This is a genomic window from Acidobacteriota bacterium, from assembly GCA_012517875.1.
GTDB lineage: Bacteria > Acidobacteriota > JAAYUB01 > JAAYUB01 > JAAYUB01 > JAAYUB01.
Map to the genome: position 1 here is coordinate 1 of JAAYUB010000102.1, position 13,100 is coordinate 13,100.

Consider the following 13,100-nt stretch of genomic DNA (forward strand, 5'->3'; position numbering starts at 1 on the left):
CGGAATACATCCGCGAGGGCCGGCTCACGCTGGATCCGTCGAAGAACACCGAGCGGGTGACGCTCCACGACCCGTGCAACCTGGTGCGTCTCGGCGGCGTGGTGGAGGAACAGCGCTACATCCTGCGACGGGCCGTGAGCGATTTCACGGAGATGACGCCTAACCGGGAGAAGAATTTCTGCTGCGGCGGCGGAGGCGGTCAGCTGGCCATGACCCGTTACGCCAAGCGCCGTCTCCAGGCCGGCCGGATCAAGGCGGACCAGATCGGTGCCACAGCGGCGAAGGTCGTGGCCACGCCATGCCACAACTGCGTGGACCAGCTCTCCGAACTAAACAAGGAGTACAAGCTGGGTGTGGCGATCAAGACCGTCTGCGAGCTTGTCGCCGATGCTCTGGTCCTCCCTGCAAAGTAGGTCGCGCCCGCCGGGCGCGGGCAATCGCAAGACATTGCCGCATCACCAGCTGCGTCCGGCGGATGCGGCTGGCGTTGCCGCCAGGCGGCAGCCGGTCACATGAAGTACCGGCTGGAGCGGCCGCGGATGAGGAGCCAGAGGAAGAAGGGGCCGCCCAGAAGGGCCGTGATGATCCACACCGGCATCTCCGCCGGGAAGATGAGCCCGCGGGCCACCCAGTCGCAGCACGCCAGAAACACCCCGCCGCCGAGGAGACTCCCCCAGAAGAGCCACCGGTGCTCCGCCCCCAGCAGCAGCCGGAGGATGTGGGGCACCATCATCCCGATGAACCCGATGGGCCCGCAGAACGAAACCACCACCCCTGTGAGCAGCGAGACCACGCCGAACAGCACCAGCCGCACCCGCCGCACGTCCACCCCGCGGCTGCGCGCGAAGTCATCACCCACCAGGATCAGGTTCAGGTCCAGGCAGAGCCACCGCACCACCAGGGCGCCCGGCAGCAGCACGGCCGCCAGTTGCAGCGGCCGCTCGAACCCCACCGCGTTCAGGTCGCCCATGAGCCAGCGCACCATCTGGTAGGAGCCGGTGAAATCGCTGAGGTACTGAACGAGCAGGATGGCCGAGGAGAACAGAAAGCTCAGCGCCACACCGGCGAGCAGCATCACCTCGGTGGAGAACTCCCGCTTCACGGTGGCAAGCAGATAGATGACGCCCACAGTCAACGCAGCGCCGAGAAACGCGAACAGGCTGACCGACGAGAATCCGAGCAGGCCGGTCACCAGCCCGAGCTTCACCGCCACAGCGGCTCCGAACGAAGCGCCGGTGGATACGCCGAGCGTGAACGGCGTCGCCAGCGGGTTTCGGAACATCGCCTGAAAGACCATTCCGCCGATGGCCAGCGCCGCACCCGCCAGAAAGCCCAGCAGGACGCGGGGCAGCCGGAGCTGCCAGAAGATCCGCCCGTCCGCGCTCCCGGTGAAGGCGGGATCCAGCAGCCGGGCCGGCGAGATGGCCGGCGTCCCCGCGAGCGCGAGGATCAGCGTCACGAGCAGGGCCGTCGCCAGGAGCCCGGCGATCCAGAGCGGCCGGCGGGATGCGCGGTTCATGGCGCGGACCTCCCGGGCAGGTAGGCGGGCGGTCCGGTCGGATCGTCGGGGCATTCGTAGCGCCGGAACGGCGTGTCATACAGGATATCGAGTACCCGTCCAGCCAAAAAGTCCGCCGGCGGACCGAAATAGACCGCCCGGCCCGCCTTCAGGCAGAGCAGCCGGCTCGAGAGCGCCAAGGCGGCATTCACGTCGTGGGTGACCATGACAATCGTTTTTCCGCCCGGTGCATGGAGCCGTCCGAGTAGTTGGTAAATCTCTTGCGCGTGCAGCGGATCGAGGAAGGTGGTGGGCTCGTCCAGCAGGATAAGGCCCGTCTCCTGGACCACGGCGGCGGCGATGAACACCTTCTGGCGCTCGCCGCCGCTGAGCGTGTCCAGGAACCGGTCGCGGAATTCTGTCATGGCCACCTGCGCCAGCGCGTCCTCGACGACGGCCCGATCCCGCGGTCCGGGCGCTCCCAGCGCCTGCAGATAGGGGAAGCGGTTCATCAGCAGGAACTCGGCCACGCGGTACGGCGGGATGTAGCCTTTGGCCTGCGGCACGTACGACTGGAGGCGAGCCAGGGCGCGAAACGCGTAGTCGGCCACCGGCCGGCCCCGCAGGCGCACCGCCCCTTCCCGGACCGGCAGCAGGCGGTTCAGGTGTTTGAGCAGCGTCGACTTGCCGGCTCCGTTCGGTCCCAGCACCGAGACGAACTCGCCCTCGCCCACGTCGAACGACACGCCGGCCAGCACCCGCTTCCCCTCGGGGGTGTAGCCCAAGTCCTTCACCTCGAGGAACTCGGTGGTCATCACGGATCTCCCTTCCCGGTCATGCACCTACGGAGGGCGCGGGCGATGGCCACCGCCCGCGGGCCGGGGATGGCCAGGTACGCGTCAGCCAGGACATGCACGCGCCGGCTCCGCACGGCGGCCAGCGCGGGCAGCCGGTCCCAGTCGCGCGCCAGCGCCGCCATCTGCGCGGCATCCAGCTTCATTCCCGGGTACATCTCGACGATCACCTCGGGGTCAGCGTGGGCGATCCCCTCCAAGGACAGGCTGGGATAGCGAACTTTCCCCTGGTAGACGTTCCGGCCGCCCGCGAGCCGCACCAGCTCGCCAAGAAAGGTCGCCGGGCCGGCCACAAACACGTTGTTCAGGCTGGACGGGTTGCGCCCCACGACCACCATCACCCGCGGGGCCGCGCCGGCCGGGCTTTCCCGCGCCACCGCCTGGAGTTCCCGCCGCCACGTGCGCGCCAGCGTCTCGCCCGCCGCCGGATCGCCCAGCCGCCGGGCAACGACGCGCATGGCGCGCTCGATATCCGCCAGCGTGTACAGGGAGAGGACTTCGGTGCGGATTCTCAGCGCGCCCAGCCGCTGCGCCAGCTCCGCCTCCTCGGGCACCAGCAGCACGAGGTCGGGCGCAAGCCGGATGATCGCCTCGAGGTTGGGGTTGAGGAAGCCACCCACGCGGGGCAGCCGCCGGGCGGCGTCGGGAAAGTCGCAGTAGTCGGTCACACCGGCCACGGCGTCGCCGTGGCCCAGCGCGAAGCAGATTTCCGTGAACGCGGGCGCCATGCACACCACCCGGCGGGCGCCGGGCGCCGGCGCAGCCGCCGGCAGCGCCGTCCAGAGGGCGGCAGCCAAGACGATCAGCGCCCACCGGCTGCACGGGGATCGGAGCAGAAACTGTCCCGTCGGGCGACGGTTGGGTAGATCGGTGATGAGCGCCGGCCCGAATGCTTCGGGCCGGCCGGCGAGGGTGAAAAGCCAGCAGGGCATCACTGTATCCTGTCTCCGCGAGGAGTCCAGTGAAAACATCGACCGGCCGGTCTTCTGGCTTCCGGATCGTCCTCCGGCCGCGCCTTCCCATCCGAAATCCGTCCGGACAGTGGCGATGTGCGGCCTTCGTCCCCGGTCACAGCGGCGGGCCCGCAGTGGATTCGCACCACCTTCCCAATTCGCCCGAGGGCACCGGTCAACGGTTTCGCTCAAACATCCGATCTGATTCTAAGGAGCGGCGGCGGGACTGTCAAGCCAGATCCGGTCCGGGACCGTGGTCGTCGGGTGACTCGCGCACCAGCTCAATCACGGCGATCTCCGGCCGGATCCCCACCCGGCCCATGAAGGCGACGTGGCCGAAGCCGCGGTTCACATAGAGGTACTGCCCGCCTTCCCGGTAGAGACCGGCCCACTGGCGGTACATGTACTGCACGGGGCTCCAGCGGAAGCCCGGCACTTCCACCCCGAACTGGAAGCCGTGAGTATGGCCGGACAAAGTCAGTCCGATGCCGCCGAAATTCGGTCGCACCTCGCTGTCCCAGTGGGAGGGATCGTGGGTGAGGAGGATCCGGGCCGCCCCAACCGGCAAACCCCGGGTCGCCCGCTCCAGGTCACCCCGCTTGTGAAAACCGTGGCGGTTGCTCCAATTTTCAACGCCGATCACGGCAAGGCGATCATCCCCTCGTGCGAACACCGCGTGCTCGTTCCGGAGCAGCCGCCAGCCCAGCGCTTCATGGCAGTCCAGCATGCGCTGGAAGTGGGCCGTATGCTCCCGGTCACTGGGCCACGCACGGTAATCACCGTAGTCGTGGTTCCCGAGCACGGAGAGCACGCCCAGCGGCGCGCGCAAAGCCGCGAACACCTCGCCGTACGCGCCCACTTCATCCACCACGTCGTTCACCAGGTCGCCGGTGAAGACAATCAGGTCGGCACCCTGGGCGTTGGCCAGTGTGATGCCGTCGCGCACCGCCGCCAGGTCGTCGAAGCTGCCGACGTGGATATCCGACAACTGGAGGATCCGGAAGCCGTCGAAAGCCGGTGGCAGACCGGGCAGCGTGACGCGCTCCCGGCGGACGGTGAAGGCATACCGCGCGCGCACCACGCCGTGCACGATGCCGGCGAGCGGGATGCCCGCCAACGCCACCGCGGTCAGGCTGAGAAACTCCTTCCGGTTGATGCCGGCCGCCGGTTGCGCCGCCGGCACCGGCGACGGGGCGGGCCTCAGCCAACGGGCCAGCCGCTGCCAGATCCAGCGGACCATCCGGCTGGCGTCCTCGAGCAGGAGCACCGCCGCGGCCGCCAGCTTGGGCACGTACAGCAAGACGAACACGGTGATCAGGTAGAAATACCCGCGCGGCGGCAGGCGGTGGCCCGCCATGGCCGCCAGCGGCGTGACAACCAGGGCGAGGTAGAACAACGCGTGCACCCACCAGTAGGCGCGGCGGGCCCAGCCAAGTGTCCGCCAGCGGTTGGCGATCACCCGAACGGCCTGGTAAGCGTAGATGTCCAGACCGATGCAGATGGCCAGAGGAATCAGAAATCGGACGCTGGTCATGGGGCGTCTCCCGGCCGCTCACCACTATAAACGAAGGACCGGCCTTCAATGTTTCCACAGCCGGTCCGCAGGCTGTTAGATGTGCGCCCGGACGGGTGGATTGATCATTCCTCCAAGCGGAAGCCGCAAGCAGACGGCAGGTCCGGCGGAAAGGCCGCGTACGCCGACGGGTATTCGCGGCACAGCCGCGGCCGGCGATCGTAGATCCGGCAGAGCCGGTCGGGCCCGAGGTGGGGACACCCGAACAGCAGGCCCTTCCCCGCCTCGTACCCCTCATAGACGAATTCGTAGTTCACCTCATGGAACCGCTGCACGAACCGGACGGCGGCCGGGTGCCGCGCCAGTGACGGGGTGATGCTCACCGCGAGCAGTTCGCAGCATTCGCCGCACCGGTTGCATCCGCCGGACAGCTTCCACCGCGGCGGGCGGAGACGCCGTTCCCAACGCGTCAGGAGCCCCGACATCGCCACGACGGGCGCCAGGAACCAGCGGATGGAGCGATAGTACGCCGCCCGGAGAGGCGGCCACCGTTCGGCCGCGACGAAGCCGCCGCCCAGCGCCAGCGCCAGAACCACGGGCACCGCCAGATCATACCAGGTGAACCAGTTCATCATGTTGCCTTGACCACAAACGGATCCTGCCGGCGTTCTCGCCGCCGGTCAGTGCAGCGGCCGGTCGTCCGCCGCCAGCTCCACGAGTCCGCGAAAAACGATCCGCGCCAGGTCTTCCATGATCTCCGGATTCAGAATCTCCGGCCGGTCGCGGGTGGTGTGGTAGGTGGGGGGGCCGCCTTCGGGCCCGCCGCCGGTGCTGAAGGAGAGCGTGGGAATCCCCGCCTTCAGGAAGTGCGCGGCGTCCAGGCGCTGACGTCCCAGGTTCGCCGTCTGCGAGGGCTCGCAGGTCCGGTGCACCCAGCGCCCGTTGGCCCGGTCGAAATAGTCCCACAGTTTCGGAAAATTCAAACCGGCGAGCACGCGGATCTCCTCGCCGACGCCCACGCCGTCGAAATTCAAACACGCCACGGTCTGCGCCAGCGGGAACAGCGGCTGCTCCAGGTAGAATTCCGATCCCCGCACGCCCTGCTCTTCCGCCCCGAAAAAGACGAACGCCACCGAGCGGCCGGGCGGCACCGGCGACTGCGCCAGCGCCCGGGCCACGGCCATCACCACCGCCACGCCCGAGGCGTTGTCGTTGGCGCCCATCAGCAGTTCGGGATTTCGGCCGAGGAAATCCAGGTGGGCCGCCACCACGATGGTCTCATGGCGCCGCGCCGGGTCGGCGCCCTCAAGCCAACCCACCACCGTACAGCCGACGCCCGCCGGATGGTGCTCGGTGCGGTTGCTCATCCGGACCGTCTTGCCTGTGGCGAATGAAGCCGGCTGCAAGTTTTTACGGATGCCCGCCACTGTGCCCTTCCAGTCCCGGCCGGTCCCAGCGAACAGGTCGTCCACCACCGCGCGGCTCACATAGGTCAAGCCGAGCCCGGGAATATAGGCGCAGTTTGGGTTGACGATGTGATAGTGGTAGAGCATCCCCGCGGCGCCGTGGTTCCACGCATTGGCCACCTTGTACTGGTGGAAGCTGTAAGGCCGCCACTTCAGGAACGCGTCGGCGCCGGCGTCCGGGGCCACGGGCGCTTCAACATCCACGAGCACAATCTTGCCCCGCACGTCCACCCCGGCGTAGTCGTCGTAGCCGAGCTCCGGCGCGGTGATGCCGTAGCCCGCGTAGATCACCTCCGCGGTGACCTCGCCGGTGCCGGAGGTCGCCCCGGGGTAGTATTCGTCCTCGTACCGGTATGCTTTCTCGATCCAACCGTCGGCGCCGGCAGGCAGCCGCAGCGCCAGCGCACCGTGCGCCATGACCTGCGTGTATGGGTTGTGAAAATCCTGCGTCCACCGCCCGTTCTCGCCGCCGGGCCGGTAGCCCCACGTACGCAAGCGGTCGATCACCCATTCGGCCGCCGTGTCGTAGCCGGGCGTGCCCGTGAGCCGGCCGTCATACTTCGGGTCGCACAGCTCCCGCACGGTTCCCATCAGCTCGTCGCTTCCGATGCGGTGCGTCAGGGCGACGAGCTGGTCCGCGGCGGATGAGGCGCCGGTTGTCTGCGCGGCCGGACAGCGCACGGCCGCCCACGCCAACTGGATCAGGATGATTCCGATCACATAGAGCCGGGCTAATCGGCGGTGGCTTCCTCGCTGCATGTCGCCTCCTGTGAAACTGGCTGGATCCGTCATGGTGCTGATTGTAGAGTCCGGCTCTGCGCCGGTCAACTCATCACTGGATGATCCCGGCGACACCCGAGAGGCGCGGCGAGCTTCACCGGCTCGAACGACTCTGCTACAATGCCCCCGTAGTCATCCCCGGTCCGGGCGCCCGCCGACCCCGTCCGGCGCCGTGAGGTCATCGCATGCTGCTCATCCATCCGCCCTTCACCAAGGCGTCCGAGCCGCCCGCCGGGCTCGCCCGCCTGGCCGGGGCGGTCGCCGCCGCCGGCGGACGCGCGGCGGTGCTGGATCTCAACCTGGACGCGCAACTGCACCTCATCGGCGCGGATCCACCGGCCGGCGACACCTGGACGCGGCGGGCCGTGAAGCAGCGGGACCGCAACCTGGCGGCGATCCGCGACGCGACGACGTACCGGCGCCTGGACACCTACACCACCGCGGTCCGCGGTTTGAGCCGGCTCCTGGAGGCCCACGGCGACGCCGCCGGCGTAGGCATCCGCCTGGCCGACTACACGGATCCGGCCCGGTCGCCGTTGCGAAGCGCCGATCTGATCGCCCAGGCCGCCGCGCCCGAGCACCACCCGTTGTGCGCCTTTTTCCGCGAGCACCTCGACCGCGCGCTGTCCGGGACCGCGCCGCGGATCGTCGGCCTCTCCATCAATTTTTTAAACCAGGCCTTGAGTGCGTTCGCCCTGCTGGGGATTCTCCGCCGCGACCACCCCGGTGTGCGCATCCTCGTGGGCGGCGGCCTGGTGAGCTCATGGCTGGGCCGGCCGGGGTGGGCCGATCCGTTCCGCGACCTGGCTGACGAATGGATCGCCGGCGCCGGCGAGCGCCCGCTGCTCCGGGCGGCGGAGTTGCCGGGCGAGCCGGACGATTTTCCCGTGCCGGATTTCAATCCGTTCCGCGGGGAGGAATACCTCGCGCCGGGCCTTATCCTGGGCATCAGCTTTTCGGACGGCTGCTACTGGAACCGCTGCGCCTTCTGCTCCGAGCGCACCGAGGACCGGCGGTACCTCGCCTGGACTCCCGCAGACGCGGCGGCGCGCCTGCGCGAGGCGGCCGTCCGATACCGGCCGGCGCTCGTCCACCTGCTGGACAACGCGCTGAGCCCGGCGGCGCTCCGCGCCCTCATCGCCGATCCGCCGGGTGCGCCATGGTACGGATTCGCGCGTTTCACCCCCGAACTGGCTGAGCCGGATTTCTGCCGCGCGCTGCGACGGTCGGGTTGCCGGATGCTGCAACTGGGGCTGGAGTCCGGCGACCCGGACGTTCTGGCCCGGATGCGCAAGGGCATCGACCTGGCGGCGGCCGGCTTGACCTTGCACCGGTTGCGCGAGGCGGGGATCGGGACGTACGTTTACCTGCTGTTCGGCACGCCGTGGGAGGCGGAGCCGGCCGCCCGGCACACGCTGGATTTCGCGGCCGCGCACGCGGCGGCGATCGGCTTCTTGAACGTGTCCATCTTCAACCTGCCGCGCGGGTGCGATGAGGCGGCCGCGCTGGACACCCGGCCGTTTTCCGACGGCGACTTGTCGCTGTACGAGGATTATCGGCATCCGCTGGGCTGGGACCGCCTGGCGGTCCGGAGATTTCTGGATCGGGAGTTCAACCGGCAGCCGGCCATCGCAGAGATATTGCGCCGGACGCCGCCCGAGTTCACTTCCAACCACGCGCCGTTCTTCGTGCCGACGCTCGCGCGACCGTCTGAAGCCGCCCGGGAGAGCCTGCGGCGATGAATCCCTCTTTCAGACACGAGGCGCAGCGGGCGGGCTCCGGCGGGCACCAGACCCCCAGGCCGGAGGAATATCCCCGTTCGCTGATCCTCGATCTCACCAGCCGCTGCAACCTGCGCTGCTTCATGTGCAACGCCCACATGGAGGGTTCGACAGTCGATCCAGCCACCTTCACCGACATGCCGGATGAGGTGTTCAACCGGCTGCAACCGCTCGTCGCCCGGGCCGATATCATCAACCTGGGCGGATGCGGCGAGCCCTTGTTCGCCGGGCGGATCCTGGACCGGCTGGCGCAAATCCGGGAGTGGCACCGCGACGCCTACCTCCTCACGTTCACCAACGGCACCTGTTTCTCCAGCCGGGAGCACACCGCCCACCTGCTGCCGTTTTTCAATGAGGTCCACATCTCGCTCAACGGCGTGGGCAGCTACGACCGGGTCATGACCGGCAGCCGGTTCCCACTAATCCGCCGCAATCTGGATTTCATCCGCGAAGTGCGCCGGGAGATGGGCAAACCGGAGACGCTGGTCATCGGATTCATCGTCATGCGGCGCAACCTGGATGACATCGTCCCGGCGGCCCGCCTGGCCCGCGAACTGGATGCTTCACGGATCCAATACAAGAGCCTCTGGGTGTTCAGCCGGGAACTGCAGACCGAATCGATCCTCCAGGATCCCGACTTGACCCGTCTGGCGCACGAGCAGGTTCGGGCGGCCCACACCGTCGGCATCCCCGTTGAATGCGAGATGTGGCCGGAGCTCAACACCCGTGTCAGCGGCAATTGGGGCGCGAACCGGCTGACGCAGAAGCTACGCCCGCTCCAGCGGCGGCCGCCGCTGGTGGTTCGGGCGGGGCGGATGCTCCGCGACGATCCGCGGCTCTTCCGCGAGCGCCTGATCCGGTTCATCGGGGCGTACGGCCGCCGGTTCATCGGGCGGCCGCCCCGCCGCGACATGAGTCTGCCCTGCCATTACCCCTGGCGGCAGGTCCAGGTTTTCGAGAACGGTGACGTGTTCTTCTGCTGCGAGGGCGAGACCCGGATCGGCAACCTGCTGGCGGAGGACTTTCCCGCCATCTGGAACAGCGAGGAGGCTTGGCGGTATCGGGACGGTCTGTTCAGCGGACATTTCTATCGGGATTGTGCCCGCTGCAAGGTCATCTTCCGGAACCGTCATGAAGCCTACATCAAAACCGGCGGAAACGGATAACCATGATGCAGAGCCATCGACTCTGCTTATCCCAAACCACGAGGGACAGGCCGGCGTTCACACCGGCTGGCGAACGCTTCCCCGTCAGGAGAAATCCATGACCGTGTTCAACGAGTTCTCGACAATCTATGACCGGATGTTCCCTTGGGAGACCCGCTTGGCCAAGGAGGGGCCGTTTCTACGCCGCCTGTTCGAAGGGGCGGGCGTCCAGACGGTGCTCGACTGCGCCTGCGGCACCGGGCGGCACGTGATCGCCCTCAGCCAGTGGGGATACCAGGCCTGCGGCTCCGACCAGTCCCCGCAAATGATCGAGGCCGCCCGGGCCAACGCCCGGGCCGCCGGCGTCGCCGCCGATTTCCGAACCGCCTCGTTCACCGGACTGGACGCGGCGTTCGGTCCGGCGGCGGCCTTCGACGCCGTCCTATGCATCGGCAACTCCCTCACCCTGGCGCCGTCCGACGACGACGTGGCGGCGGCCTGGCGCGCCATGCACCGCGTGTTGCGCCCCGGCGGGATCGCAGTGGTGCACGTGTTCAACTGGGACCGCGTGGCCGCCGCGGGATTGAAGATCATGCCGGCGATTATCGTGGAGTTGGACGGACGCCCCGTCACCACCCTCCGGGTGTTTCACCACCACGAGTCCGTCATCGATCTGCACCTGGTCACGGTGAGCCGCGCTGATGACGGCCGGGCGGACACCCAGGTGCTCACCGCCGCCCAGCGCCCCCTCGGTCCCGACAGCCTAGCCGGGATGGCGGCCGCCGCGGGGTTCGAAGAGGCGGCGCGCTGGAACGGCTACGACGGCCGCCCCTTCGATCCCGGCCAATCGGACCAGCTCCTGCTGGTGGCCCGAAAGCCATCGATGCCGGCCTGAGGCGGACGGCCCGTCCAGGCGTCCGCCGGCCGGCATCTACGATCAACGGAATGACTGGGCGCCCACGCCGGGCACCGCGCCGAACAGTTCCAGCGCCTTCTGCCAGGCGTACCGATTCCCGAACATCGAGACCTTCGTGGTCAGCTTGCCCTGCAGATTGAGCCCCAGGATGGACCGCCACTGGTTGGCCGGCGAGTTCCGGTCGAAGTCCGCCTGCTCCGAATACCGCGCACTGAGATAACCCTCCAGGTAGCTCTTGTCCACCGGGAGCGTCTTGGGGATTTCCTCCCGGTTGCCGCGGGCGCTGGCGAACTCCAGATCACCGAACTGGTTGACCCGGAGATCCAGCATGGTGTTGCTGGCCGGGCTGAACGACAGGTCCGCCGTCTTGTTCACGAAGAACACGTTGTCGTCCATCCGCACCCACTCGTTCTTGTTGAACCGGGTGTGGTCCACGCCGCCCTGGATGTTCCCGCCGATGATGTTGTGGTGGATGTTGTACTCGAGCTTGGTCATCACCCGCACGCCGTAGCCCATGTCCTTGAAATCCTTGAGCCGGCTCCAGCTGAATAATATGGTGTTGTGGGCGATCTCCACCTGGCCGCACAAGGTCAGCGTCTTTGGACCGCCGGTGTTTCGGCAGGTGCCGTACACCTCGATGGCCGCCATGCGGTTGGCCACGAACACGTTGTTGAGAATGCGGCAGGTCCCGCTGCGCAGGCCGATCTGCACGCCGAAGCTGGCGCCGTTGATGAACGCGTTGTTCTGAATGAGCAGCTCGCCGCCGTTGGCCGCGCTGGGCACCGACAGGATGGGTTCCGTCACCGTGGCGTTGGCCGCGGGCCCCTTTTCCGGCGGCAGCAGCAGCATCCCCGTCTCGCACCCGGCCGGTTTTCCCTCGACCGGCGAGTAGGCGTTCCGGAGGCCCATGTCGAAGACGAACCCGTCCACCACCGCGCCGTCAATCTCGCGCGTGAAGGTGAGCACGGCCTTCCGGGCATTCCCCGCGCTGGCGTTGTCGGGCTGGAACAGAGTGGGCGTGCGCCGGATGTCGCGCGCCGAGAAATCCTGGGCGAAGCTGCCGTACAGTTTGAGCGGCTTGTCGATTTCCATGTAGCCGATGTTGAAAGTGCCGCTGTAAACACCCTCGGCGACGGCCACCGTGTCGCCGGCCTGGGCGACCTTGATCGCCTTGTCGATGTCCTTGAACGGCTGCGCCTGCGTTCCCGGGTTGCTGTTGCTACCGGTCTTGGCCGAGACGAACCAGACCTTGCCGCCGGCCGGGTTGAGCAGCATGTCCGCGCCGCCGTGGACCGGCGCCATCATCCCCAACAGGGCGATCATCCCGACACAGACGGCTAGAGCCCGCACAGTTTTCATATGGCCTCCTTTGACTCGAAATACAGATCCTGATCCGCCACCCGGATTCCCGACCGGAATAGACGGCCGCGGCAGAACTTTTCATCCGGATATCGTATACTGCCAGACGACCCGCCCGGCCGGCACGGATCCGGGCGGCAGGAGCGCCAGTGAACGACAAACCGCGTTGCGCCTGGTGTCTGGGTGATCCGCTGTACCTAGCATACCACGACCTGGAGTGGGGCGTCCCGCTGCACGATGACCGCGGACTGTTCGAGTTTCTTGTCCTGGAGACCTTTCAGGCCGGCCTGAGCTGGTTGACCATCCTGAAGAAGCGGGACAATTTCCGGCGCGCCTTCGCCGGCTTCGATCCAAAGCGGGTGGCTCGCTTCGACGGACGGGACCGGCGGCGGCTGCTGGCGGACGCCGGCATCGTCCGCAACCGGCTGAAGGTGGACGCGGCCATCGTCAACGCCCGGGTGTTCCTCGAGGTGCAGGCGGCCCACGGCAGCTTCGACCGGTGGATCTGGTCGTTCACCGACGGCCGTCCCGTCGTCAACCGATGGCGGGAGCTCCGGGAAGTACCCGCCCGGACGCCGTTGGCCGCGACGATCAGCCGGGAGATGCGCCGGCTCGGCTTCCGCTTCGCGGGTCCTGTCGTCGTCTATTCCCACATGCAGGCAACCGGCATGGTGAACGACCACCTGGTGAGCTGCTACCGGCACGCGGAAATCCGGCGGTTGGCCGCCGACACCACGATCTGACCCCCAGTCCCCGAAGGAGCGACATGATGCAACCCGACCGACGCCTGGTTCCTCCCCCCCTGCAACGGCACCCTAGCCCGAGACGCGCACGC

The 13,100-nt window shown here is 67.9% G+C and carries 12 protein-coding genes and 1 riboswitch; of the genes, 5 read left to right on the plus strand and 7 right to left on the minus strand.

What is annotated here, in order from left to right:
- On the plus strand, positions 1 to 413 hold a 413-nt coding region (locus tag GX414_10965; protein NLI47614.1), incomplete at its 5' end, for a (Fe-S)-binding protein.
- A 95-nt stretch (positions 414 to 508) separates the two neighbouring features.
- On the opposite strand, the gene GX414_10970 is transcribed toward GX414_10965, so the two are convergent.
- The 6 genes from GX414_10970 to GX414_10995 form a co-directional block, all read right to left on the minus strand.
- Positions 509 to 1,519, minus strand: coding sequence for an iron ABC transporter permease (locus GX414_10970; GenBank protein NLI47615.1), 1,011 nt, complete (start codon positions 1,517 to 1,519; stop codon positions 509 to 511).
- Entirely contained in the window at positions 1,516 to 2,313 is a 798-nt protein-coding gene (locus GX414_10975; GenBank protein NLI47616.1) for an ABC transporter ATP-binding protein, read from the minus strand. The genes GX414_10970 and GX414_10975 overlap by 4 nt, the downstream gene beginning before the upstream one ends.
- Positions 2,313 to 3,284, minus strand: a complete 972-nt coding sequence (locus GX414_10980; protein NLI47617.1) for an ABC transporter substrate-binding protein — start codon at positions 3,282 to 3,284, stop codon at positions 2,313 to 2,315. The genes GX414_10975 and GX414_10980 overlap by 1 nt, the downstream gene beginning before the upstream one ends.
- 26 nt (positions 3,285 to 3,310) lie before the next feature.
- Positions 3,311 to 3,496, minus strand: a riboswitch (cobalamin riboswitch).
- 38 nt (positions 3,497 to 3,534) lie between these two features.
- Positions 3,535 to 4,839, minus strand: a complete 1,305-nt coding sequence (locus GX414_10985; GenBank protein NLI47618.1) for a metallophosphoesterase — start codon at positions 4,837 to 4,839, stop codon at positions 3,535 to 3,537.
- A gap of 104 nt (positions 4,840 to 4,943) precedes the next feature.
- Positions 4,944 to 5,453, minus strand: coding sequence for a YkgJ family cysteine cluster protein (locus tag GX414_10990; GenBank protein ID NLI47619.1), 510 nt, complete (start codon positions 5,451 to 5,453; stop codon positions 4,944 to 4,946).
- A 45-nt stretch (positions 5,454 to 5,498) separates the two neighbouring features.
- The gene (locus GX414_10995) at positions 5,499 to 7,043 is read right to left on the minus strand and encodes a M20/M25/M40 family metallo-hydrolase (GenBank protein ID NLI47620.1); all 1,545 of its coding nucleotides are present in this window, start codon (positions 7,041 to 7,043) and stop codon (positions 5,499 to 5,501) included.
- A gap of 206 nt (positions 7,044 to 7,249) precedes the next feature.
- Here GX414_10995 and GX414_11000 point away from each other — a divergent pair, with 206 nt between their 5' ends.
- The 3 genes from GX414_11000 (at position 7,250) to GX414_11010 (ending at position 10,885) form a co-directional block, all read left to right on the plus strand.
- On the plus strand, positions 7,250 to 8,806 hold the full coding sequence (locus GX414_11000) for a radical SAM protein (protein NLI47621.1): 1,557 nt from the start codon (positions 7,250 to 7,252) through the stop codon (positions 8,804 to 8,806).
- Positions 8,803 to 10,011, plus strand: coding sequence for a hypothetical protein (locus GX414_11005; GenBank protein ID NLI47622.1), 1,209 nt, complete (start codon positions 8,803 to 8,805; stop codon positions 10,009 to 10,011). Before GX414_11000 ends, GX414_11005 begins: the two co-directional genes overlap by 4 nt.
- A gap of 97 nt (positions 10,012 to 10,108) precedes the next feature.
- Complete coding sequence (locus tag GX414_11010; protein ID NLI47623.1) at positions 10,109 to 10,885, plus strand: class I SAM-dependent methyltransferase; 777 nt, start codon at positions 10,109 to 10,111, stop codon at positions 10,883 to 10,885.
- Positions 10,886 to 10,927: 42 nt separating this feature from the next.
- On the opposite strand, the gene GX414_11015 is transcribed toward GX414_11010, so the two are convergent.
- A complete protein-coding gene (locus tag GX414_11015) occupies positions 10,928 to 12,265 on the minus strand; it encodes a DUF1565 domain-containing protein (GenBank protein NLI47624.1) in 1,338 nt (445 codons plus the stop codon).
- A gap of 149 nt (positions 12,266 to 12,414) precedes the next feature.
- Here GX414_11015 and GX414_11020 point away from each other — a divergent pair, with 149 nt between their 5' ends.
- A complete protein-coding gene (locus GX414_11020; GenBank protein ID NLI47625.1) occupies positions 12,415 to 13,008 on the plus strand; it encodes a DNA-3-methyladenine glycosylase I in 594 nt (197 codons plus the stop codon).
- Positions 13,009 to 13,100 lie beyond the last annotated feature (92 nt).

Excerpts from the sequence above, each read along its gene's own strand:
- GX414_10995 (NLI47620.1), bottom strand. The coding sequence starts at position 7,043 with ATGCAGCGAGGAAGCCACCGCCGATTAGCCCGGCTCTATGTGATCGGA.
- GX414_10990 (NLI47619.1), bottom strand. The coding sequence starts at position 5,453 with ATGATGAACTGGTTCACCTGGTATGATCTGGCGGTGCCCGTGGTTCTG.
- GX414_10975 (NLI47616.1), bottom strand. The coding sequence starts at position 2,313 with ATGACCACCGAGTTCCTCGAGGTGAAGGACTTGGGCTACACCCCCGAG.
- GX414_11000 (NLI47621.1), top strand. The coding sequence starts at position 7,250 with ATGCTGCTCATCCATCCGCCCTTCACCAAGGCGTCCGAGCCGCCCGCC.
- GX414_11005 (NLI47622.1), top strand. The coding sequence starts at position 8,803 with ATGAATCCCTCTTTCAGACACGAGGCGCAGCGGGCGGGCTCCGGCGGG.
- GX414_10985 (NLI47618.1), bottom strand. The coding sequence starts at position 4,839 with ATGACCAGCGTCCGATTTCTGATTCCTCTGGCCATCTGCATCGGTCTG.
- GX414_11015 (NLI47624.1), bottom strand. The coding sequence starts at position 12,265 with ATGAAAACTGTGCGGGCTCTAGCCGTCTGTGTCGGGATGATCGCCCTG.
- GX414_11010 (NLI47623.1), top strand. The coding sequence starts at position 10,109 with ATGACCGTGTTCAACGAGTTCTCGACAATCTATGACCGGATGTTCCCT.
- GX414_10980 (NLI47617.1), bottom strand. The coding sequence starts at position 3,284 with ATGCCCTGCTGGCTTTTCACCCTCGCCGGCCGGCCCGAAGCATTCGGG.
- GX414_10970 (NLI47615.1), bottom strand. The coding sequence starts at position 1,519 with ATGAACCGCGCATCCCGCCGGCCGCTCTGGATCGCCGGGCTCCTGGCG.